The organism is Micromonospora coerulea, from assembly GCF_016598485.1.
In the GTDB taxonomy this organism is placed as follows: domain Bacteria; phylum Actinomycetota; class Actinomycetes; order Mycobacteriales; family Micromonosporaceae; genus Micromonospora; species Micromonospora coerulea.
In genome coordinates this window covers 363815-385356 of sequence record NZ_JAEMUW010000001.1, presented here as the reverse complement: position 1 = coordinate 385356, position 21542 = coordinate 363815, and the positions used below count along the sequence as shown (strand labels likewise).

The window sequence follows — 21542 nt, the reverse complement described above, 5'->3', positions numbered from 1 at the left end:
GCTCGCCGCGCCGGCCGGCCGCCGTCCCGAGGCCAGCCGGGCGAGCGAGTGAGCGGGTCACCCTCCGGGCGATGTGGGACCGGTTACCGCGCGGCGCGAGGCACAATCGTCTTCATGTCCCGTCGCCCAACCCCCGCACTGGCCGTCGCCGCCCTGCTCGCCATGACTGTCGCAGGCTGCTCGAGCGGTGCCGCGCCGGCGGTGCGCGGCATCCCGACCCCGCCGCCGAAGGCGACCACCCCGGCGCCCCGGGTACCCGCCGGCAACGCCCCCACCGAGACCTTCGCCGTCGGCGTACGGCAGCTCAAGCTGAACCGCGACGGCGACCGCCCGCTGCCGGTGACCCTCTGGTACCCGGCCCGGGGCGCGGCGGGCGGCACGCCGGAGCGCTCGGCGCCGGCCGCGACCGGCCGGTTCCCGGTGGTGATGTTCAGCCATGGCCTCGGCGCCCGGCCGGAGGACTACCAGCTCCTGCTGAGCCGCTGGGCGGCGGCCGGCTTCGTGGTGGCCGCGCCGCGGTTCCCGCACACCGGCACGGGCAGCGACGGCAACGTGCTCGACGTGCTCAACCAGCCGGCGGACGTGTCGTACGCGCTGACCCAGGTGCTCGCCCTCGACACGAAGGCCGATGATCCGCTGCGCGGCCGGCTGGACGCCGAGCGGGTGGCCGCGGCCGGGCACAGCGCCGGCGGGGTGACCACGATCGGGCTCTTCACCGCCGGCCGGGACGAACGGCTGGACGCCGGCATCGTCTTCGCCGGTACGGCGCTCGGGGTGGGCACCGCCTTCGCCGGCGCCGCCGCACCGCAGCTCTTCGTGCACGGCGAGGCCGACGAGGTGGTGGACTACGCGGCCGGCAAGGCGGTCTACGACGCGGTGCCCTGGCCGAAGGCGATGCTCAGCCTGCCCAAGGGCGACCACGGCCGGGCCCTGCTGGCCGACGGCAGAGCCCTGCGGGTGGTCGCCGACACCACGGTCGAGTTCCTCCGCTGGACCCTGTACGGCGACACGAAGGCGAAGGACCGCCTCCCCACCGACGCCACCCGCGGCAACCTGGCCACCCTCGACGACCACCTCTGACCCCGGCTCCCAGCCGCTTTCAGCGAAAGCGTGGCCATCGGTTGGAGCCTGGCCACGCTTTCGCTGAACTTGCCCGAATCCTGGTGCGGGGCGGTCAGGCGGTGTGGTCGATGACCACCTTGCCGAAAACGTCGCCGGAGGCGAGGCGGGCGAAGGCGTCCTCGATGCGGCTGAACGGAACCACCTCGTCGATCACCGGGCGCACCTCGCGCTCGGCGCAGAACGCGAGCAGCTCGGTCAGCTCGTCCGGGGTGCCCATCGAGGTGCCGAGGATCTCCAGCTGCATGGCGAAGACCCGACGCAGGTTGACCTTGGGCTCGTGCCCGGCGGTGGCGCCGGAGACGACGATCCGGGCCATCGGCGCGGCCGACTTCAGCGAGTGGTCGAAGGTGGCCGCCCCGACCGTCTCGATCACCACGTCGGCCCGCTCGGGCAGCCGGGCGCCGGGCTCCAGCGCGGTGGCGCCGAGCTCGCTGATCCGCTCCCGCTTGGCGGCGTCCCGGCTGGTCGCGTAGACCCGCTTGCCGAGGGCGACGCCGAGCGCGACGGCCGCGGTGGCGACGCCGCCGCCGGCCCCCTGGACCAGCACCGACTCGCCCTCGCCGACCCGGCCCTTGGTGGTCAGCATCCGCCACGCGGTCAGCCAGGCCGTAGGCAGGCACGCCGCGTCGGTCGCCGCCAGGTCGTCCGGCAGCGGCAGCAGGTTCATCCGGGGTACGGCCACCCGCTCGGCGAAGGTGCCGGCGAAGTGCTCGGAGAGGATGGACACGCCCCGGGGGTCGCCGGGGGTGGGCACCACCGGGTAGATGACCACCTCGTTGCCGTCCGGGTCGGTGCCGACCGCATCGCAGCCGAGGATCATCGGCAGCTGGTCCGGGCCCAGCCCCACCCCGCGCAGCGACCAGAGGTCGTGGTGGTTGAGCGAGCTGGCCCGCACCTGCACGGTGACCCAGTCGTCCTGCGGATGGGTCGGCTCGGGGCGGTCGCCGACGCTGAGCGCGGCGAGCGGGTTGTCGGCGTCGAGGCTCGAAGCAAAGGCGGCACGCATGATCGGCACGGTAACAAGCCGCGCGCCCGTTAAGAAGGGGCCCTTCCCACCAAAAGGCGATAGAAAGGGCCCCCGGTACGGCTCGGTGCCGCTCAGCGGCGGGCGACCCCGTCGCGGCGGGCCGCCTCGGCCACCGCCTCGGCGACCGCAGGGGCGACCCGCGGGTCCAGCGGAGAGGGCACGATCGCCTCGGCGGTCAGCGACTCGGCGACCACACCGGCGATCGCGTCGGCGGCGGCCACCTTCATCCCCTCGGTGATCCGGGTGGCCCGGGCGTCCAGCGCGCCCCGGAACACGCCGGGGAAGGCGAGCACGTTGTTGATCTGGTTCGGGTAGTCGCTGCGCCCGGTGGCGACCACCGCCACGTGCCGGGCCGCCACCTCCGGATGCACCTCGGGGGTGGGGTTGGCCAGCGCGAAGACGATGCCAGCGGGCGCCATCCCGGCCACCGCCGCCTCCGGGATCTGCCCGCCGGAGACGCCGATCAGGACGTCCGCGCCGCGCAGCGCCTCGGTGATGTCCCCCTGGCGGCCCTCGGCGTTGGTGATTTCCGCCAGCTCCGCCTTGGTCCCGGTCAGCTCGCGGTGCCGGCCGATGATCCCCTTGGAGTCGCAGACCACGACCTGGTCCGGGTTCACTCCCCCGGCGATCAGCATCTTGGTCACCGCCACCCCGGCCGCACCGGCGCCGCTGACCGCCACCCGCAGGTCGCCGAGCTTCCGGTTGAGCAGGGCGGCGGCGTTACGCAGCGCGGCCAGCACCACGATCGCGGTGCCGTGCTGGTCGTCGTGGAAGACCGGGATGGGCAGTTCCTCGTCGAGCCGGCGTTCCACCTCGAAGCAGCGCGGCGCGCTGATGTCCTCCAGGTTGATCCCGCCGAACGACGGGGCGAGCGCCTTCACCGTCGCCACGATCTCGTCCACGTCCTGGGTGTCCAGGCAGATCGGCACCGCGTCCACGCCGGCGAACTGCTTGAACAGCACCGCCTTGCCCTCCATCACCGGCAGCGCCGCGCGCGGGCCGATGTTGCCCAGGCCGAGTACGGCGGAACCGTCGGTCACCACGGCGACGGTGTGCGACACCCAGGTGTAGTCGTCGGCGAGGGCGGGATCGGCGGCGATCGCCTCGCACACCCGGGCCACGCCGGGGGTATACGCGAGGGAGAGGTCCTCCCGGCTGGTGAGCGGCACGGTCGAGGTGACGGCCATCTTGCCGCCGACGTGCAGCCGGAAGACGGGATCAGCGGGGTCCACGGTGGACGAAGACATTGGTGACTCCAGGATCTGTCGAGCAGACGGACCGGCCGGCTCGGGCGCGAGGTCAGCGGCGAGCGGGGCGGGCGGTGCGGGGGGTCACCCGGGCACTTTCCGAGCATAGTGGCGCACGCGGAGCGCCGATGTGAGCGGGGTCATATCGAGCGGGGGCGCACCCGGCCGGGCCGGGGCCAGTACCGGGCCACCACCCGGCCCCGGACGTCGGCCACCCCGTACGCCCGGGAGTCGTCGGTGATCAGGTCGTTGTCGCCGCGTACCCACCAACCGCCGTCCTGCGGACGGACCGCGCGCTTGACGACCAGCAGGTCGGGGCGGCTGCGGAAGACCGCGATCACGACGTCGCCGGCACGCACGGCCCGACCGCCCGTGCGTACCAGCACCGAGTCCCCGTGCCGCAGCGTCGGGACCATGGAGGGTCCGGTGACCAGGACGGTCACCAACGGGCCGCGCAGCTCGGGCGCGGCGGAGTCGCCTGTGGCGCGCATCGGGTTTCACCTCCCGCCCGCCGGGGAGCATGTCCAGGAGTAATGTCGGCTTGGATCATCGCAAACATCCCATGGAGGACCCTGATGCGCCTTCCCCGCATCCTTTCGCCCCGCGTGACCGCCAGTGCGCACTGCGACCTGCCGTGTGGCGTGTACGACCCGGCGCAGGCCCGGATCGAGGCCGAGTCGGTCAAGAAAATCTCCGAGAAGTACCAGGCGAACACCGACCCGGAGTACCGCACCCGCGCCATCATCATCAAGGAGCAGCGGGCCGAGCTGGTCAAGCACCACCTCTGGGTGCTGTGGACCGACTACTTCAAGCCGGAGCACTTCGAGAAGTACCCGAACCTGCACACGCTCTTCAACGAGGCCACCAAGCTCGCCGGCGGCAGCGGCGCCAAGGGCAGCGTGGACCCGGCCGTGGCCGACAAGCTGCTGCAGAAGATCGACGAGATCTCCAAGATCTTCTGGGAGACCAAGAAGGCGTGACCCTGCCCGCCCAGGCACCGACGATCCGGCCGGCGCGTCCCGAGGACGTGCCGGCCGTCGTCGCGATGGTGCACGAACTCGCCGAGTACGAGCGCGCCCCGGAGCAGTGCCACCTGACCGCCGAGCAGTTGACCGCCGCCCTGTTCGCGACTGCTCCAGGTCTCGGCGCGGCGTCAGACGCGCCGAGCTGGAGCAGTCGTAGCCCGGCGCCGGCGCTGTACGGCCACGTCGCGGTGGACGACCGGGACACCCCGCTCGGCTTCGCGCTCTGGTTCCTCAACTTCTCCACCTGGGAAGGCGTGCACGGCATCTACCTAGAGGACCTGTACGTCCGCCCGGCCGCCCGGGGCAGCGGAGCGGGCCGGCTGCTGCTGGCCACCCTCGCCGCGATCTGCGTCGAACGGGGTTACCGGCGGCTCGACTGGTGGATGATCAACTGGAACCCGGCGGCCGGCTTCTACGCCGCCATCGGGGCGACCGCGATGGACGAGTGGGTGCCGTACCGGCTCACCGGTCCGGCGCTGCACGGCCTCGCCGCCCAGGCGACTGCCGCGCCCACGCACCCGGCCGACTGACCGGGTAGAGTCCCGCACCGGGGGGATGAGGCGTGACTCAACTGACCGGCCAGCCGACGACCGACGACGACGTGGTGCACCTCACCGTGCCCGCCGACGGGGGTTACCTCGGCGTGCTCCGCACCGCCACGGCGGGTCTCGCGGCCCGCCTCCAGTTCGCCCTCGACGAGATCGAGGACCTGCGCATCGCCGTCGACGAGGCGTGCGCCATGCTGCTCGCGATCGCCACCCGCAACGCCGAGCTGGAGTGCCGGTTCGCGGTCACCGACGACGCACTCACCGTCGAGGTGACCGTGCCGACCGTCCGGGGCGCCACGCTCCCCTCGGAGTCGTCCTTCGCCTGGAAGGTGCTCACCGCGCTGACCACGTCGGCGGCGGCGACAGCGGCCGACGGCCGGGCGACCATCTCGCTGCTCACCCGCCGCGCCTCCGGATACTGACCGACCGGCTCCGCCGCCCGCTGCGCTGCAGCGGGGTGAGCGGGCGGTGGATCAGTGGAAGCCGAGCGCCCGGTTGGTCGCGGGGCTGACCAGCAGGCCGGTGACGCCGAGCCCGAGCACCATCAGCGGCAGCCCGAGCCAGCCCAGCCCGCCCTGGATCATGTACCAGCCGACCGGCAGCAGCATCAGCTGGAGCACGATGGCCGGGGCCCGCGCGCCGGCCTTGCAACGGGCCAGCGCGCCGCCGAGCGCCCAGAGCGCCGCCACCCCGGCGACCGCGAACGCCGTGACCAGCAGCGCCGAGGTGAGGTCGGTGGTGGTGGCGGTCAGGTCGGACCAGATCAGCCACACCGCGACCAGGCCGAGCGCCACCGCCTCGGCGCGCAGCAGGCGTACCGCCCAACGGAGCGTAGTGGGGATCGGCGCGGAGTCGATGGTCACGCGCGACACGATACCCGTGGGTAGGCGCGGTACAGTGCCGCCCATGCGGGCCGTCCTGGTGGTCAATCCGAAGGCCACCACCACCAGCGAACGCAGCCGTGACGTCCTGGTCCGGGCGCTGCGCAGCGAAGTCGACCTGTCGGTGCGGTACACCCGCCGACGGGGCCACGCCACGGACCTCGCCCGGGAGGCCGCCGAGGAGGGCGTCGACCTGGTGGTCACCCTGGGTGGCGACGGCACCGTCAACGAGGTGGTGAACGGCCTGATGACGGCCGATCCGCCGACGTTCCGGACCGGTGCCATCCCGGCGGAGCGGCTGCCCGCGCTGGCCACCGTCCCCGGCGGGTCGACGAACGTCTTCGCCCGCGCGCTGGGGCTGCCCCGGGAGTGGCCGGAGGGAACCAGCATGATCCTGGAGGGGCTGCGCCTGGGCCGCTCCCGCACGATCGGCCTGGGCCGGGCGGACGACCGGTACTTCACCTTCTGCGCCGGCTTCGGCGTCGACGCCGCGGTGATCCACCGGGTCGAGCAGGCGCGCCGGAAGGGTCGGGTTTCGACGCCCGGGCTCTATCTGCGGTCCACCGTGGCGCAGTACTTCCTCGGTTCGGACCGCCGCCACCCGGCGATCAGCCTGGAACGCCCGGGCGAGCAGGCCGAGGGCGACCTAGCCACGGTGATCATCCAGAACACCGCGCCGTGGACGTACCTGGGCGAGCGCGAGATCAATCCGAACCCGGAGGCCTCGTTCGACCTGGGCCTGGACGTGCTGGCGATGCGTCAACTCCGGGTCGCCAGTACGGCACGAACCGTAACGCAATCCTTCTCCCGGAAGCCCGATCCCCGTGGCCGCCAAGTATTGCGGCTGCACGACGTGCCGGAGTTCACCCTGCTCTCGGCCCGTCCGCAGGCTTTTCAGCTCGACGGGGACTACCTCGGGGAGCGGGAGAAAGTTAGATTCACATCCGTTCCGGCCGCACTGAGAGTAATCTGCTAGGTCTCGGGTACTCCCGTCGGTTGACGTGGTCACCCCGCCGCAGCTTCGCGGTGGCCGCCACACCCGAGGGGTAGGTGCCGGAAATGTCAGCAATGTCACGCAGACTGTACTATATTGATCCTCGACTGTGGCACGCCGGGTAACCAGAGCGGTCTGAAACCCGGACAAAAGGGTGGTGAGCTCGCTCACTGCTCGGAGTTTTTCCGAGCGTCACCCTTGACATCGCGACAGTTCGTGAAAGTATTCACAAGCGAACTTGTGTTACCGGGACATTGCCTGGATATGCTCGGCAGGTTGAGCTGTTCCAGCAGGTCCAGGGCCCGCAGCCTGCTCACGCAGTGCCGAATTGATGGACGCTGACCGTCACTGATCGGCATCGCGGATGCATATAGGAAAAGCACGAAAGCGATATCTGCCACCCATCCAGAATGAGGAGTGTTGCCGCCATGGACTGGCGTCACCATGCTGTCTGCCGCGACGAGGACCCGGAGCTGTTCTTCCCGATCGGGACGTCCGGTCCGGCTCTCCTGCAGGTCGAGCAGGCCAAGGCCGTCTGCCGGCGCTGCTCCGTCACCGACGAGTGCCTGAAGTGGGCGCTCGAGTCGGGTCAGGACGCCGGCGTCTGGGGCGGGATGAGCGAAGAGGAGCGCCGTGCGGTCAAGCGCCGCGGCGGTCTCCGGGTGCTGCGCGCTCACTCCGCCTGATCTCACCACACAAGCTGAACGCCCCGGCAGGGTCACCCGCCGGGGCGTTGTGCTGTCCGGGGTCGACGGCCGAGGCATCGACCCGGCGCAGCACCAGATCGGCGAGTTCGGGAGTGTCGGTGAGCGGGTCCCCCGCCGCCACCGCCCCCGCGTCCCGGGCCGCCGCCACCACACCGTCGTGGAACAGGCCCGGCGCCAGGAAATAGGCGGCCACCGCGACCCGTCGGGCGCCCGCCGCGCGCAGCTTCGCCACCGCGACACCGGCCGCCGGCGGCGCCGCCGAGGCGTACGACACCCGGCACGGCACGCCCAGCTCCGCGCCCAGCGCGGCGGCCACCCGGCCCACCGAGCCGCGCGCCCGATGATCCCGGGTGCCCGCCGCGGCCAGCACCAGGGCGTCGAACCGGCCCGGTTCCGCCTCCGCGAGCCGCCGCCGCAGCCCGGCCAGCAGCGCCGCGTCGACGGTCCCGTCGGCCGGCCCGAGCACGTCGGTGATCCGGACGTCCATCGGCGGCCCCGATTCCCGCGCCGCGGCGATCGCCGCCGGGATGTCCACCTTCCGGTGGTACGCGGCGGTCAGCAGCAACGGCACCAGCACCGCGCGGGAGTGTCCCGCGGCGGCCAGCTCACCCAGCACGCCGGTCGGTCCCGGCTCCGTGTGGTCCAGCCAGCTCGGCAGGACGGTGGTGCCGGGACGGGCCGCCTCGACCGCCCGGGCCAGGGCGCGGGTCGCCTCGGCGGCCCGCGGATCGCGGCTGCCGTGGGCGACCAGGACCACCGGGGCGGCCCCGACGACCGTCCCGGCGCCCGTCGAGGTCACACGTGCAGGCCGCACTCGGTCTTCTCGAACATGGCCCACCGGCCCGCCCGCGGGTCCTCCCCCGCCTTCGTCCGCCGGGTGCACGGCCAGCAGCCGACCGAGCCGTACCCGCGACCGAGCAGCTCGTTGACGGGGATGTCGTACCGGGCGAGGTAGGCGTCCACATCCCGCTGCGTCCACGTCGCGATCGGGTTGACCTTCACCTTGCCGCGCCGGGCGTCGAAGGTCACCACCGGCGTGTTGGCCCGGGTCGGCGACTCGTCCCGGCGCAGCCCCGCCGCCCACGCGTCGTACCCGGTCAGCGCCCGCTCCAGCGGCTCGACCTTGCGCAGCTGGCAGCAGTCGTCCGGAGACCGGTTGAACAGCCGGGGGCCGTACTGGCCGTCCTGCTGCCCGACGGTCATCCGGGGGCGGATCGAGCGGACGTTCACCGGCAGCCGCCGGGCCACCTCGTCGCGGACCCGCAGCGTCTCCGGGAAGTGCAGCCCGGTGTCCAGGAAGACCACGTCCACCCCGGGCGCCACCCGGGAGACCAGGTGCGCCAGCACGCCGTCCGCCATGGAGCTGGTCACGCAGAACCGGTCACCGAAGGTCTCGGCGGCCCAGCGGGCGATCTCCAGCGCCGGGGCGCCCTCCAGCTCCCGCCCGGCCCGCTCGGCGAGCGCGCGCAGCTCCTCCGGATCGCGCCGCGCCGGGTCGGCCGGCGTCGGCCCGCCGACCCCGACCAGGCCCAGGTTGGTGGCGGAGACGAGGTTCATCGGGTCACCGCCCTGCCGAGCAGGCCGGTGAACTTGACGGTGAAGACCCGGGCGCAGGCGTGGCACTCCCAGGCACCGTGCCCGGCCTCGCTCGGCCGCAGGTCCTCCTCGCCGCAGTACGGGCAGTACAGCGGCGCGGATCTGGCATCGCTCATCGGAGTTCCTCCTCGTCGACCCTGATCACCCAGGTGGCGAACGTCTCGCCCTCGGTCCGGCCGGCCAGGTAGCGGCGGGCCAGCCGTTCCACGTACTCGGGAAGCTCCTCGGCGGTGGTCTTCAGGCCGCGCAGCTTGCGGCCGAAGCCGGCGGTCTGCCCGTGCGCCATGCCCAGGCCGCCGCCCAGGTGCACCTGGAAGCCCTCCACCTGCCGGCCGTCCGGGCCGACCACCAGCTGGCCCTTCAGGCCGATGTCGGCCACCTGGGTGCGGGCGCAGGCGTTGGGGCAGCCGTTGAGGTGGATGGAGATGTCGGCGTCGAAGTCGCGCAGCCGCTCCTCCAGCCGGGCCACCAGCTCCTCGCCGCGGGCCTTGGTCTCCACGATGGCGAGCTTGCAGAACTCGATGCCGGTGCAGGCCATGGTGCCGCGCCGCCAGGCCGACGGCCGCGCCTCCAGGCCGATTCGGCGCAGGGCCCTGACCAGGGACTCCGTCCGCTCCGGCGCCACGTCGAGCACCAGCAGCTTCTGGTACGGGGTGAGCCGCACCCGGTCGCTGCCATGTGCCTCGACGGAGTCGGCCAGCTCGGCGAGCTGCGCACCGGAGACCCGCCCGACCACCGGGGCGGCCCCGACGTAGTTACGCCCGTCGCGCTGTAGGTGCACGCCGATGTGGTCGACCGGCTTGCTCGGCAGCTCCGGCGCCGGGCCGTCGAGCAGCGTCCGGCCCAGATACTCCTTCTCGAGCACCTCGCGGAACTTCGCCACACCCCAGTCGGCTACCAGGAACTTCAGCCGGGCGCGGTTGCGCAGCCGGCGGTAGCCGTAGTCGCGGAAGATGCCGACCACGCCGGCCCAGACGTCCGGCACCTCGCCGAGCGGCACCCAGACGCCGAGCCGCTGGGCCAGCATCGGGTTGGTGGAGAGACCGCCGCCGACCCAGACGTCGAAGCCGGGGCCGTGCTCCGGGTGGTCGACGCCGAGGAACGCGATGTCGTTCGCCTCGTACGGGGTGTCGACCAGCCAGGAGATCGAGGTCTTGAACTTGCGGGGCAGGTTGGAGAACTGCTTGTCGCCGACGTACCGGCTGACGATCTCGTCGATCGCCGGGGTCGGGTCGAGCAGTTCGGCCTCGGCCACCCCGGCGACGGGGCTGCCGAGCACGATGCGCGGGCAGTCGCCGCAGGCCTCGGTGGTCTGCAGGCCGACCGCCTCCAGCCGGCGCCAGATCTCCGGCATGTCCTCGACCCGGATCCAGTGGAACTGGACGTTCTGCCGGTCGGTGATGTCGGCGGTGTCCCGGGCGAACTCCCGGGAGATGTCGGCGATCACCCGGAGCTGGGCCAGGTTGAGCTGGCCGCCGTCGACCCGGACCCGGAGCATGAAGAACTCGTCCTCCAGCTCGTGCGGCTCCAGCACGGCGGTGCGCCCGCCGTCGATGCCGGCCTTGCGCTGGGTGTAGAGCCCCCACCAGCGGAACCGGCCGCGCAGGTCCTGCGGGTCGATCGACGCGAAGCCCCGGTGGGCGTAGATGTTCTCGATCCGGGCCCGGACGTTCAGCGGGTCGTCGTCCTTCTTGATCCGCTCGTTGGCGTTGAGCGGCTCGCGGTGCCCCAGCGCCCACTGCCCCTCACCACGCGGCCGGCGGGGTGCCCGGGCGGCGGGCGCCGCCGGGGTCTCAGGCCGGGTCGGGGTGCTGCTGACCGCCATCGCGGCGTCCTCCGTTGTCTGCTGTGCCTGGACGCGGACGCGGCGGCTGACCCTGGGAAGGGCGGTGGACGGCGATGTCTTCGACGGCCGGCGCGGAACGCGCCCGAGACGGATGGGTCGGGCGTCGTCAGTAGGCCGGACAGATGGCGCTGCGCACGCGGCCGTAATCAACGTGGCGACGGGCCACGAAGCGGCGGACGACAGCGGCGGTCATGAGTGCATGCTCCCACACCGGTGCGGCGCCGACCAATGACTGCGTGTGCCATCCCACATCACGGGCCACCCGCCGGGCCGTCGTGGAGGCCGTACGGGCCTGCCCCCTGGTGCTGCTGTATCCCGGCCGGCGGCAGACGGCCGTTCCGCGGCTGGTCGCCGCGCCGCACCCGGGTCACCGTCCCGGCGCAGTCCGGCGGCGCGGATCGGCGGACCGCCCGACGGGCGGGTTGCGCTGTGTGACGCTGCGGGATGTGACCGCAGCCTCCGCCTCCGGACCGGCCGGGACGACCGGTGACCGCCGGACGTGGCTGGTCTGGGCGGGGCCGGCGCTGCTCACCCTGCTCGTCACCGGCACCGGAATCGGTCACGCCCAGCCGTGGCGGGACGAGCTGGCGACCTGGAGCGCCGCCACCCGCCCGGCCCGCGACCTGGTCCGGCTGGCCGGCACCATCGACGCCGCGACCGGACCGTACTACCTGGTCATGCACGGCTGGACCGGGCTGGCCGGGACGTCGCCGACGGCCCTGCGGCTGCCCTCCGCGCTCGCCATGGCCGCCGCCGCCGCGCTCACCGCCCGGCTCGGCGAGCGGCTGGTCGACGCCCGGGCCGGGCTGCTCGCCGGCCTGCTCTTCGCCGTCCTGCCCGGCACCTCCCGGTACGCCCAGGAGGCCCGCCCCTACGCGCTGGCCACGCTGTTCGCGGTGCTCGCCACGCTGCTGCTGGTCGGCGCGCTGCGCCGGCCGTCGGGGATCCGCTGGGCGGGCTACGCGGCCGCCGTCTCGGCGCTGGGCCTGACCCACCTGATCGCGCTCACCCTGCTCGTCGCACACGCCGTGGCGGTGCTCCTCGCCCGGTGGCGCGGACCGGCCGCCGCCGGCCTCGAACCGCCGTCCAACGCCGGGCCGTCCGCCGAGGAGCGCACCCCGGGCGACCGTGGCGAGAACGGCGGAGCGGGCGGCGTGCGCCCGGCGGATCGCCACGTCCTGCGGTGGTGGCTGGCGGCGCTGGCGCCGGCCGTCCTGCTCGTCGGTCCGCTGGTGCTGGTGGCTCGGGGGCAGCGGTCCCGGCAGCTCGACTGGGTGGACCCGGCCCGGCTGACCGATCTGGCGGCGTTACCCGGCGGGGTGGCGCAGAGCGGCGCGGTGGGTGGGCTGCTGCTCGGCCTCGCCGCGCTGGGCGCCGGCCGGCTCGGGCGGCGGGCGCTGCTGCCGTCCGCCGCCGCGCTGCTGCCGGTGCTGCTGCTCTTCGCCGCCGGAACCGTGGTGCCGCTGTGGGTGCCCCGGTACCTCGTGTTCATCGTGCCGTTCGCCTGCCTGCTGGCCGGGGTGGCGCTGGCAGGCGTACGGCTGGCCCCGGCGCTCGCCGTGGTGACGCTGGCCGGACTGTTGGGCCTGCCCGACCAGGCGGCGCTGCGCCGCACCCACGAGTGGCCGCGCAGCGCGACCGTCGACTACCGGGGCGTGGCCCGGGTGATCGGGGAGCGGGAGCAGCCGGGCGACGTGATCGTCTACTCGCCCCGGGACAGTTGGCTCTTCCTGGACCTCGGCGTCGCGTACCACCTGGGGTCGCGGCGGCCCCGCGACGTGCTGGTGGTGCGCGACCAGCGGCAGCGTGCGGACCTCTGGGCCAGCGAGTGCGACCGGCCGGCGGAGTGCCTGGCCGGCGTGCGGCGGGTCTGGCTGGTGGTCGCCGGGCGGCCGGCCGACCCGCTGGCCACCGTGCCCGGGGCGAAGGGCGCCGCCCTGCGCAACGCCTTCACCGTCCGCCAGGTCTGGCCCCACCCCGGCCTCACCGTCGCCCTGCTCACCCGCTGACCCCCCGGGTCAGGGGGTCAGGCGGTCGGCGGAGCCGCGGGCGAGGGGGACCACCAGCACGGCCTCCGTGCCGCCGGTGGCGCCGTTGCGCAGCTCGATGGTGCCGCGCAGCTCCCCGGTCACCAGAGCCCGGACGATCTGCAGGCCGAGCCGGCCGCCGCGTTCGGCGTCGAACTGCTCGGGCAGGCCACGCCCGTTGTCGGCGACGGAGACGTGCAACTGCTTGCGGAACCGGTGCGCCGAGACCACCACCTCGGGCTTCCCGTCCCCCTCGGCGGCGGCCGCGCCCTCCTCCCCGGGCGGGAAGCCGTGCTCCACGGCGTTGAGCAGCAGCTCGTTGAGGACCATCACCAGCGAGGTGGCGATCTCGGCGGGCAGCACGCCGAAGCTGCCGGTACGGCGCATGCCGACCGTCACCTCGGTCGCCGCGACCTCGGTGGCCGCGCTGGCCACCCGGTCGACGATGCCGTCGAACTCCACCGCCTCGTCGCTGGACATGGAGAGCGTCTCGTGGACCAGCGCGATCGAGGCGACCCGGCGGACCGACTCCTCCAGGGCCACCCGGGCCTCCGGCATGGCGACCCGGCGGGCCTGGAGGCGCAGCAGGGCGGCCACGGTCTGAAGGTTGTTCTTCACCCGGTGGTGGATCTCCCGGATGGTGGCGTCCTTGGTGATCAGGGCGCGGTCCCGGCGGCGTACCTCGGTGATGTCGCGGACCAGCACCAGCGCCCCGATCGGCACGCCGGCCGGCATCAGCGGCAGCGCCCGGGTGAGCATGGTGGCGCCGCGCGCGTCGACCTCCCGCCGGGGCGGGGCGTCCCCGCGCAGCGCGGCCAGGATGGCGTTGGCCGCGTCGGTGCCTTCCAGGGGGTCGCCGGCCAGCCGACGGTGCAGCTTGGCCAGATCCTCCCCCACCAGGTGGGAGGCGTAGCCCAACCGGCGGTACGCGGACTGCGCGTTCGGGCTGGCGTAGGTGACCTTGCCGTTGGCGTCCAGCCGGACCAGGCCGTCGCCGACCCGGGGCGCGGAGGTGGTCTCGCCGGGATGCCGGGGCGGCGGGAAGGTGCCGTCGGCGATCATCTGGGCCAGGTCGTCGGCGGTGGTCAGGTAGTTCAGTTCCAGCTGGCTGGGCGTGCGGGCGGTGGAGAGGTTGGTGTCCCGGCCGACCACGGCGACCACCTCGCCGGCCTCCCCGTCGGCGGTACGCAGCCGCACCGGGATCGCCTCGTGCCGGGCGGGCACGTCGCCGTACCAGACCGGGTCGCCCTCCCGCCAGATCCGGCCCTGCCGGTGGGCGACCTCCAGGTGCGCCACCTCGGGCCCGCCGACGATCCGCCCCACCTGGTCATCGAGGTACGCGGTGGGGGCGGTCGTCGGGCGGACCTGGGCCACGCAGAGGAACGTTCCGTCGCCGTCCACCGGCACCCACAGCAGCAGGTCGGCGAAGGAGAGGTCGGACAGCAGTTGCCAGTCCCCGGCGATCCGGTGCAGGTGGTCGATGTCGGCCGGGCGGAGCTGGGTGTGCTCCTCGGCGAGGTCGCGCAGCGTGGACACGAGACACAGCGTGACACGTCGGAGGTCACATCGTCGCGGTGATCTTCTTCAGCCCGCGCGGGGCGTCCGGGTCCTCGCCCCGGGCCAGCGCCAGCGCCAGCGCGAGCCGCTGCAACGGAAGGATGTCCAGCAGCGGGGCGTACCGCTCGTCGACCTCGGGGACGGCGATCCGGGTGGCCCCCTCGACGTCGGCGGAGCCGACCACCACCACGTCGGCGCGGCGCTCGCCGAGCCGGGGCAGCACCTCCCCCATCGACCGGCCGCCCGGGCCGGAGCCGACCACCGCGAGCACCGGCACGTCCGGGTCGGTCATGGCGAGGGGGCCGTGCAGCAGGTCGGCGCCGGAGAAGGCGAGCGCCGGCAGGTACGAGGTCTCCATCAGCTTCAGCGCCGCCTCCCGCGCGGTCGGGTAGGCGTACCCGCGGCCGGTGGTGACGAGCTGGGCGGCGAACCGGTAGCGCGGGGCGAGCTGGGCCGGGGTGGGGTCGGTGAGGGTGCGCTCGGCCAGCTCGGGCAGGGCGGCGAGCGCGGCCCGCTCCTCGGCCGGCAGCACGCCGTCGCCGGCGCGTACCCCCTCGATGAGCAGCAGCAGCGCGAGCAGCTCGGCGGTGTACGTCTTGGTGGCCGCGACGGCCCGCTCGTGCCCGGCGGCGATGTCGACGGAGAGCTCGGCGGTCTGCGCCAGCGGCGAGTCGGGCGCGTTGGTGACGGCGAGGGTGAGCGCGCCGGAGGCCCGGGCCGTCCGGAGCACCTCGGCCAGGTCGGGCGAGCCGCCGCTCTGGCTGACCCCGACGACCAGGGCGTCGGAGAGGTCGGGGCGGGCGCCGTAGACGGTGACCGCGCTCGGCGAAGCCAGGCCGGCGGGCAGGCCGAGGCGGATCTCGGTCAGGTACGCCGCGTAGAGGGCCGCGTGGTCGGAGGTGCCCCGGGCGGTGAAGACCACGTGCCGGGGCCGGCGCTCGGCGATCACCGCCGCCACCTGGGCGATCGCCCCGGCGTGCTCGGCGGAGAGCAGGCGGTCGTAGCCGGCCGGCTGCTCGTCGATGTCGGCGGCCATGCCGGCGCCTGGACGGGTCACGGAGAACTCCCCTCTGCGCGATTGCCGCGCAATCGGTGCTCAGTCTTGCATCATTGCGCCCACACGAGCAATCGAACGAGCAGCAATGCGCAGTGGATCACCGAATCGGTGCACCATCCCCTACGCTTGCTCGGCCGGCGAACCGACTCACCGAGAGGACGACGTGCCCGACGGAACGGACGACCCCGCGCTCTCCGCGGAGGAGGAACTCGCGCTCGCCCGCCTGGCGCTCGGCGAAGGGGACCTCCAGCACGCCGCCGACCACGTCGCCGCCGCCCTCGTCCAGGCCCCCACCCGGCCCGAGGTGCACGAGGCCCTCTCCCGGCTCGCCGCGGCCAGCGGCGGCGACCTGGATCTCTTCCCGCTCGGGCACCACGCATTCGTCGGCGCGGTGGTGGCCCGCGCGCACCTGCTCGCCGCCGCCGGCCGCCCCGCCGAGGGGCTCGACCTGCTCGCGGCCGCCACCGGCTACGCGCCCGGCGCCGACTGGGCGGGCGTGCCCTGGGTGACCGCCCCCGAGCTGCCGGCACGCCTCGATCCCGAGCGGACCGCCCGGATCCTCATGCAGATCTGCGCGGCCGTGCCGGACCCGGTTCCCCGGCAGTTCCGCGACCCGCTGCGGCCGTACCTCACCCTGGCCGGCAACGCGGTCGCCGTGCACCCCGGGCACGCGCTGCTGCTGGGCGCGGCGTCCGCGCTGGCCCGGCGGATCGGCGAGGTCGCCCTCGCCGTCACCTGGGCCGCTCGGGGAGTACGCGCGGAGCCGTCCAAGCTCGGCGAGGTCTGGCTCGGGTACGCCTACCGCAGCGCCGGCCGGACCCGCGACGCCCTGGCCGCGCTCGGCCGGGCCGTCGAACACGACCCCGACGACCTCGCGGTCTACGCCGACATCGCCGGCACGCTCGCCGACACCGGTCGGCTCGACGAGGCGCTGGACTGGATCGACCGCGCCCTGGCCCGTGACCCCACCTTCGACTGCGCGGTACACACCGCGCACCGGCTGCGCTTCCAGCGCGACGGGGACGTGCTGCACCTCGTCGCCCTGGCCGACTTCGCCCGCGACCATCCCGACGACACCCACGAGCACGGCGACCTCGCCGAGAGCTGCCGCAGCCGGCCCTGGCTGGGCCAGGTCACCCCGGCCGGCGGCCCGATGCTGGACGCGCTGCGGCAGGCCCTCACCGCCGAGGGCGCCGCCCGGATCGCGGTACGGCTGGACGCGCTGGAGCCGCCCAGCGCGATGCATACCGTCGCCACGGCCGTGCCCGGGATCGACGTGGAGGTCGCCGCGGTGGCGGACCCGGACCCGCGCGAGCCCCGCCGGGCCACCACCTGTCAGCTCTGGCGGTACGACGGCACCACCGCCGCGCCCGCCCTGCCCGTCCCCTCGCCTGCGGCGGCGGACCGGATCCGGCAGCTCGCCCACCCGGCGTGGCCGCACCCGCCGGCCGCGTACGACGCCGCGGTCGGGCTGGCCACGCTGGAACTGGCCGACCTGCTCGGTCTGCTGGTGCACCCGCCCGAGGCGCCACCGACCGCGTTGGGCCGGGTGCTCGCCGGCCAGGACCCCTCACTCTGGGTCCGGTGCGTCCAGGTCTGGGCCTGCCTCGGCCTGCTGCACCACCGCACGGACGAACCGTGGGCCGGGTCCACCCGCCGGCGGGTGCTGCTGGAACTGGTCTGGGGCGTCGAGGACTGGACCACCGAAGCGGCGCTCTTCGCCCTGGTCACCGCCGCCTGGGTCGACCCCGCGGTACGCCCCGACGTGGCCCGGGTGATGGCCGAACGCCTCGCCGACGTGGCCGCGGTGGCCCGCGAGCGCCGGGTCCCGATCGCCACCTCCGTGGCCCACCTGGCCCTCGCCACCCCGGATCTCGACCCGGCGACCACCGCCCTGGCCCACGAGCTGACCGGTGCACCGGCCACCGGCACCGCCCGACCGGGCCGGCTGGCCCGCCTCTGGCACCGCCTGACCGGACCCTTCCGCCGCCGCTGACCCGGCCTCCAGCCGACCGGGACGGCGCCTGGCGGGGTGCGCACAGTGGACGGCGAGCGCGAGGACGGCCAGCGGTGCGGGAGGGCGGGCGGCGCGCCACCGGCCGGAGTCGGCGGGGTGGGCCGGGAACGCGGCGCGGCCACGCCGTACCCGGGGTCGGGTCGGCGTGGCCGCGGCGGGTGCGTCAGGCGACCCCGGCCTTGCCCAGGGCTGCCTCGGCCTGCTCCTCCGGGGTGGCGTCCGCCGGCGGGACGTCGTTGGCCGAGCGGAGCGGGACCTCCTTGATGAACCAGGCGAGCACCGGCACCACGATGGTGAAGAGCACCGCCCAGAGGAACACGTGCGAGATGGCGTCGGAGAGGCCACCGAGCACCAGCTCGCGGGCCTGCGCCGGCAACTCCTTGAGCTTCTCCAGGTCCAGGCCGCGGCCCTCGCCGCCACCGCCGCTGAACGCGCCGCCGGCGGCGGAGTCGGCGAGCCGGTTGGCGAAGATCGCCCCGAAGAGCGAGATGCCGAAGGAGCCGCCGATGGAGCGGAAGAAGGTGGCCGCGCCGCTGGCCGCGCCCAGGTCCTTCTGCTCGACGCTGTTCTGCGCGATCAGCATCGAGGTCTGCATCAGGAAGCCCATGCCGACGCCGAGCACGACCATGTAGAGCGAGGACATGGCCTTGCTGGTGTCCACGTCGAGGCGGCTGAGCAGGACCATGCCGGCGGCCATCACCACGCCGCCGACGATCGGGAACATCCGGTACCGGCCGGTCCTGGTGATGGCCCGGCCGACCACCAGCGAGACCACCAGCATGCCGAACATCAGCGGCAGCAGCAGCAGGCCGCTGTTCGTGGCCGAGGCGCCCTGCACGGTCTGCTGGTAGAGCGGCAGGAAGTTCATCGCGCCGAACATCGCGAAGCCGAGCAGGAAGCCGATCACCGAGATCAGCGCGAAGTTGCGGTTGGCGAAGAGCGCCAGCGGCAGGATCGGCTCGGGGACCCGCCGCTCGACGAACCCGAAGGCCACCAGCGCGACCGCGGCGAGGACGGCGAGGCCGAGGATCGGCAGGGAGGTCCAGTCGTAGGAGTTGCCGCCCCAGGTGGTGACCAGGACGATCGCGGTGATGCCGACGGAGAGCAGCGCCGCGCCCAGCCAGTCGATCTTGTGCTCGGTGCGGTACTTCGGCAGGTGCATGGTGGTGGCGAGGACCAGCAGTGCGACGCCGCCGAGCGGCAGGTTCACGTAGAAGGCCCAGCGCCAGGAGAGGTTGTCGGTGATGAAGCCGCCGACCAGCGGGCCGGCCACCATGGCGATGGCCATGATGCCGGCGATCATGCCCTGGTACCGGCCACGCTCGCGGGGCGGTACCAGGTCGCCGATGATCGCCATCACGCCGACCATCAGGCCGCCCGCGCCGAGGCCCTGGACGGCGCGGAAGGCGATCAGCTCGATCATGCCGTTCCCGGAACCGCCGAACATGTCGGAGCCGGACATGCCGCAGAGGGCCGAGCCGACCAGGAAAATGACCACTGAGGTGAGGAAGACCGTCTTGCGGCCGTAGAGGTCACCCAGCTTGCCCCAGATCGGGGTGGAGACGGTGGTGCCCAGCACGTACGCGGTGACCACCCAGGTGAAGTGGTCGACGCCGCCGAACTCACCGACGATCCGCGGCAGCGCGGTGCTGACGATCATGTTGTCGAGCATCGCGAGCATCATCGCGATCATGAGGCCGAACAGGACGACCCGTACGTTGGGTCTCGTAGCCGCCTGCGTTTCCTGAGTCATGGGTAAGCTCCCCCGGAGATGTGTCGCACTTACTTGCCGCCCGGCTAGTCACCTTACTAGCCGCACGGTAAGTTGGACAGCAGAAAACCGTCAAGCGAGTTGGGTGGTACAGGTGAGGGAGAGCACAGGCGGCACGCGGGAACGCATCCAGGCCGTCGCGCTGGAGCTCTTCACCGAGCAGGGGTACGAGAAGACCTCGCTCCGGGAGATCGCCGAGCGGCTGGGCGTGACGAAGGCCGCCCTCTACTACCACTTCAAGAGCAAGGACGAGATCGTCAACAGCTTCGTCGAGGACCGGCTGCGCCGGATGGACGAGCTGATCGCCTGGGCCCGGTCGCAGCCGGCCACCCTGGCCACCCGCCGAGCGCTGATCACCCGGTACGCGGACGCCATGTTCGCCGGCGAGCAGCCGTCGGTGATGCGCTTCTTCGAGCAGAACCAGACGGTGCTGAAGAGCCTCGCTGCGGGAATGCAGATGCGGGAACGGATGCTGGGCCTCGCCGACCAGCTGTGTCGGGGCGACGACTCCCCCGCCGCGCAGCTGCGCGCCGCGCTGACCCTGTTCGCCGTGCACACCAGCTGGTTCGCGGTGCGCGCCCCGCACATCACCGACGAGGAGCGGAAGAGGATCGCCCTCGAGGTCGCCGACGAGCTGCTGGCGAAGATCGGGAACGCCGACTGACCGGGCCGGGCAGGTCGGTCAGCGGCGCGCGGCGAGTTCCAGGCGCAGGCCGAGCAGTTCCACCCCGGGCAGCGGGGACCAGTCCTTCTCCGGCACCCGGACGAAGCCCAGCCGCTCGTAGAGCCGGTGCGCCGCGGCCGCCATCCCGCTGCGTACGCAGATGACCACCGCCGTGCAGCCCAGCGCGGTCGCTCGGGCCACGCACGCGCGGGCCAGCACCGCCCCGGCGCCCCGGCCCTGCGCGGCCGGATCCACGGCCAGCATCCGGAACTCCGCCTCACCCGGCCCGGAGAGCTCGGCGTACGGGGTGCCGGACAGCACGAAGGTCACCGCGCCGAGCACCTGGCCGGTGGCCTCGTCCGTGGCCACCAGCACCTCGCCGGTCTCCGCCCGGGTGGCCACGTCGGCGAGCGTCACGGCGTACCCGTTCTCGCCCTTGAGCTGCCCGTCGGCCTCGTAGGCGGCGACCGTCAGCCGGGCCACCGCCGGGTAGTCGGCCGGCTCGGCCCGACGGACGGCGAGGCCGGTCAATCGATCACCGCGATCAGGTCGCCGTCCTGCACGACGTCGCCCTCGTTGACGGCGATCTGCTTGACCACGCCGTCCGCCTCGGCGACGACCGGGATCTCCATCTTCATCGACTCCAGGATCACCAGCGTGTCCCCCTCGGACACGGTGTCCCCGGCCGACGCGACGACCTTCCAGACGTTCGCCACCATCTCGGCGCGGATCTCCTCGGCCATGTCACGGCCCTCCCTCTCCACCGGTGTTCCTGCGAACGGTATCCAATCATGAACCGGGTCACCGGCGGACGCGGAGCGCCCACCACGCCGGTTTCGCCCCCGCCGGACCACCGGCCACCCCACCGGCACTAGCATCAGGTCCGTCGGTCCCCGCCACGCCCGGCGGATCGGCACGCGACCTCCGCCGCGCCTGCCCGCGGTCGGACCGTGACCAGCACAAGGAGGCACAGCATGGCGAAGAAGTCCCGGAGAAAGAAGGCCCGGAGGAAGAGCGCCGCGAACCACGGCAAGCGCCCCAACTCCTGATCGTCGGCGGGTGCGCCCGCCTCGATGATCGGCAGCTCCCCCGGCCCAGGGCCGGAAACACCGGTGGCCCGGGTCGGAATCGACCCGGGCCACCGGTGTACGTACGGCTGAGACGCTGGTCAGTCAGCCAGCTCGCGGGACTCGGTGCTCTCGAAGACCACCAGCTCGGTGAGGCGGACCCGCAGCCGCTCGCGCAGCTGCGCCGGCGCGGTCTCGTTGCCGCAGCAGCGCGCCACCAGCGCCTTCACCTCCTGCTCGATGCCGTACTCGCGCAGGCAGTGCCCGCACTCGTCGAGGTGGTGCCGGATCAGCAGCCGGCGCTCGTCGGCGCACTCCAGATCCAGGTAGAGGTAGACCTCCGCGAGCACCTCGCGGCAGTCCGTCTCGTGCGGCTCTCCACAGCTCAC

Annotated in this window: 23 protein-coding genes and 1 pseudogene; 10 read left to right on the top strand and 14 right to left on the bottom strand. The window is 73.5% G+C overall.

All coding sequences use genetic code 11. The annotated features are described in order from the left end of the window. Positions 1–114 precede the first annotated feature (114 nt). Complete coding sequence (locus I8N68_RS01905; protein ID WP_200206741.1) at positions 115–1080, top strand: alpha/beta hydrolase family protein; 966 nt, start codon at positions 115–117, stop codon at positions 1078–1080. Between the two features lie 94 nt (positions 1081–1174). Here the strand turns inward: I8N68_RS01905 and I8N68_RS01900 are convergent, their stop codons facing one another. The 3 genes from I8N68_RS01900 to I8N68_RS01890 form a co-directional block, all read right to left on the bottom strand. After that, complete coding sequence (locus tag I8N68_RS01900) at positions 1175–2137, bottom strand: zinc-binding dehydrogenase (protein WP_200206740.1); 963 nt, start codon at positions 2135–2137, stop codon at positions 1175–1177. An 83-nt stretch (positions 2138–2220) separates the two neighbouring features. Beyond that, positions 2221–3396 carry an NAD(P)-dependent malic enzyme gene (locus I8N68_RS01895; RefSeq protein ID WP_200206739.1) on the bottom strand — a complete coding sequence of 392 codons (1176 nt, stop codon included), beginning with the start codon at positions 3394–3396 and terminating at the stop codon, positions 2221–2223. Positions 3397–3536: 140 nt separating this feature from the next. Beyond that, the gene (locus tag I8N68_RS01890; RefSeq protein WP_200206737.1) at positions 3537–3887 is read right to left on the bottom strand and encodes a S24/S26 family peptidase; all 351 of its coding nucleotides are present in this window, start codon (positions 3885–3887) and stop codon (positions 3537–3539) included. Positions 3888–3971: 84 nt separating this feature from the next. Between I8N68_RS01890 and sodN the strand changes: the two genes are divergently transcribed. The 3 genes from sodN (at position 3972) to I8N68_RS01875 (ending at position 5391) form a co-directional block, all read left to right on the top strand. Beyond that, positions 3972–4376: a superoxide dismutase, Ni gene (sodN, locus tag I8N68_RS01885; protein WP_109804409.1), complete on the top strand. Its 405-nt coding sequence runs from the start codon at positions 3972–3974 to the stop codon at positions 4374–4376. A 65-nt stretch (positions 4377–4441) separates the two neighbouring features. Continuing rightward, positions 4442–4951: a GNAT family N-acetyltransferase gene (locus tag I8N68_RS01880; protein ID WP_200206973.1), complete on the top strand. Its 510-nt coding sequence runs from the start codon at positions 4442–4444 to the stop codon at positions 4949–4951. Positions 4952–4983: 32 nt separating this feature from the next. Further along, a complete protein-coding gene (locus tag I8N68_RS01875) occupies positions 4984–5391 on the top strand; it encodes an ATP-binding protein (RefSeq protein ID WP_200206736.1) in 408 nt (135 codons plus the stop codon). Positions 5392–5442: 51 nt separating this feature from the next. Here the strand turns inward: I8N68_RS01875 and I8N68_RS01870 are convergent, their stop codons facing one another. Beyond that, positions 5443–5832: a hypothetical protein gene (locus tag I8N68_RS01870; protein WP_200206735.1), complete on the bottom strand. Its 390-nt coding sequence runs from the start codon at positions 5830–5832 to the stop codon at positions 5443–5445. A 43-nt stretch (positions 5833–5875) separates the two neighbouring features. Between I8N68_RS01870 and I8N68_RS01865 the strand changes: the two genes are divergently transcribed. After that, on the top strand, positions 5876–6826 hold the full coding sequence (locus I8N68_RS01865) for a diacylglycerol/lipid kinase family protein (RefSeq protein WP_200206734.1): 951 nt from the start codon (positions 5876–5878) through the stop codon (positions 6824–6826). Between the two features lie 446 nt (positions 6827–7272). Continuing rightward, the gene (locus tag I8N68_RS01860; protein ID WP_089012725.1) at positions 7273–7530 is read left to right on the top strand and encodes a WhiB family transcriptional regulator; all 258 of its coding nucleotides are present in this window, start codon (positions 7273–7275) and stop codon (positions 7528–7530) included. A gap of 67 nt (positions 7531–7597) precedes the next feature. On the opposite strand, the pseudogene I8N68_RS01855 reads toward I8N68_RS01860, so the two are convergent. The 4 genes and pseudogenes from I8N68_RS01855 to I8N68_RS01840 all read right to left on the bottom strand — a co-directional run. Next, positions 7598–8365: pseudogene (locus tag I8N68_RS01855) on the bottom strand (sirohydrochlorin chelatase); the annotation flags it as partial. Beyond that, the gene (locus tag I8N68_RS01850) at positions 8347–9108 is read right to left on the bottom strand and encodes a phosphoadenylyl-sulfate reductase (protein WP_200206732.1); all 762 of its coding nucleotides are present in this window, start codon (positions 9106–9108) and stop codon (positions 8347–8349) included. The pseudogene I8N68_RS01855 and the gene I8N68_RS01850, both read right to left, overlap by 19 nt. Continuing rightward, positions 9105–9263, bottom strand: coding sequence for an IS1 family transposase (locus I8N68_RS01845; protein WP_200206731.1), 159 nt, complete (start codon positions 9261–9263; stop codon positions 9105–9107). The genes I8N68_RS01850 and I8N68_RS01845 overlap by 4 nt, the downstream gene beginning before the upstream one ends. Continuing rightward, positions 9260–10972 carry a nitrite/sulfite reductase gene (locus tag I8N68_RS01840; protein WP_200206730.1) on the bottom strand — a complete coding sequence of 571 codons (1713 nt, stop codon included), beginning with the start codon at positions 10970–10972 and terminating at the stop codon, positions 9260–9262. Before I8N68_RS01840 ends, I8N68_RS01845 begins: the two co-directional genes overlap by 4 nt. Before the next feature lie 467 nt (positions 10973–11439). Between I8N68_RS01840 and I8N68_RS01835 the strand changes: the two genes are divergently transcribed. Further along, complete coding sequence (locus I8N68_RS01835) at positions 11440–13002, top strand: glycosyltransferase family 39 protein (protein WP_307812486.1); 1563 nt, start codon at positions 11440–11442, stop codon at positions 13000–13002. A 9-nt stretch (positions 13003–13011) separates the two neighbouring features. On the opposite strand, the gene I8N68_RS01830 is transcribed toward I8N68_RS01835, so the two are convergent. Beyond that, on the bottom strand, positions 13012–14556 hold the full coding sequence (locus tag I8N68_RS01830) for a sensor histidine kinase (RefSeq protein ID WP_200206728.1): 1545 nt from the start codon (positions 14554–14556) through the stop codon (positions 13012–13014). Positions 14557–14581: 25 nt separating this feature from the next. Next, positions 14582–15613 carry an SIS domain-containing protein gene (locus tag I8N68_RS01825; RefSeq protein WP_200206972.1) on the bottom strand — a complete coding sequence of 344 codons (1032 nt, stop codon included), beginning with the start codon at positions 15611–15613 and terminating at the stop codon, positions 14582–14584. A 184-nt stretch (positions 15614–15797) separates the two neighbouring features. On the opposite strand from I8N68_RS01825, the gene I8N68_RS01820 reads away from it, so the two are divergent. Next, positions 15798–17630, top strand: coding sequence for a tetratricopeptide repeat protein (locus I8N68_RS01820; protein ID WP_307812485.1), 1833 nt, complete (start codon positions 15798–15800; stop codon positions 17628–17630). Between the two features lie 184 nt (positions 17631–17814). On the opposite strand, the gene I8N68_RS01815 is transcribed toward I8N68_RS01820, so the two are convergent. Beyond that, on the bottom strand, positions 17815–19404 hold the full coding sequence (locus I8N68_RS01815; protein ID WP_200206725.1) for an MDR family MFS transporter: 1590 nt from the start codon (positions 19402–19404) through the stop codon (positions 17815–17817). A 112-nt stretch (positions 19405–19516) separates the two neighbouring features. On the opposite strand from I8N68_RS01815, the gene I8N68_RS01810 reads away from it, so the two are divergent. Then, a complete protein-coding gene (locus tag I8N68_RS01810; protein ID WP_307812484.1) occupies positions 19517–20086 on the top strand; it encodes a TetR/AcrR family transcriptional regulator in 570 nt (189 codons plus the stop codon). A gap of 18 nt (positions 20087–20104) precedes the next feature. Here the strand turns inward: I8N68_RS01810 and I8N68_RS01805 are convergent, their stop codons facing one another. Both I8N68_RS01805 and I8N68_RS01800 read right to left on the bottom strand, forming a co-directional pair. Further along, the gene (locus tag I8N68_RS01805; RefSeq protein WP_200206723.1) at positions 20105–20617 is read right to left on the bottom strand and encodes a GNAT family N-acetyltransferase; all 513 of its coding nucleotides are present in this window, start codon (positions 20615–20617) and stop codon (positions 20105–20107) included. After that, positions 20614–20829 (bottom strand): biotin/lipoyl-binding carrier protein, encoded by a 216-nt coding sequence (locus I8N68_RS01800; protein WP_200206722.1) that lies wholly within the window; start codon positions 20827–20829, stop codon positions 20614–20616. The genes I8N68_RS01805 and I8N68_RS01800 overlap by 4 nt, the downstream gene beginning before the upstream one ends. A gap of 231 nt (positions 20830–21060) precedes the next feature. Here I8N68_RS01800 and I8N68_RS34150 point away from each other — a divergent pair, with 231 nt between their 5' ends. After that, positions 21061–21135 (top strand): 50S ribosomal protein bL37, encoded by a 75-nt coding sequence (locus I8N68_RS34150; protein WP_372433660.1) that lies wholly within the window; start codon positions 21061–21063, stop codon positions 21133–21135. Between the two features lie 119 nt (positions 21136–21254). Here the strand turns inward: I8N68_RS34150 and rsrA are convergent, their stop codons facing one another. Beyond that, positions 21255–21542 carry a mycothiol system anti-sigma-R factor gene (gene rsrA, locus I8N68_RS01795; protein WP_200206721.1) on the bottom strand — a complete coding sequence of 96 codons (288 nt, stop codon included), beginning with the start codon at positions 21540–21542 and terminating at the stop codon, positions 21255–21257.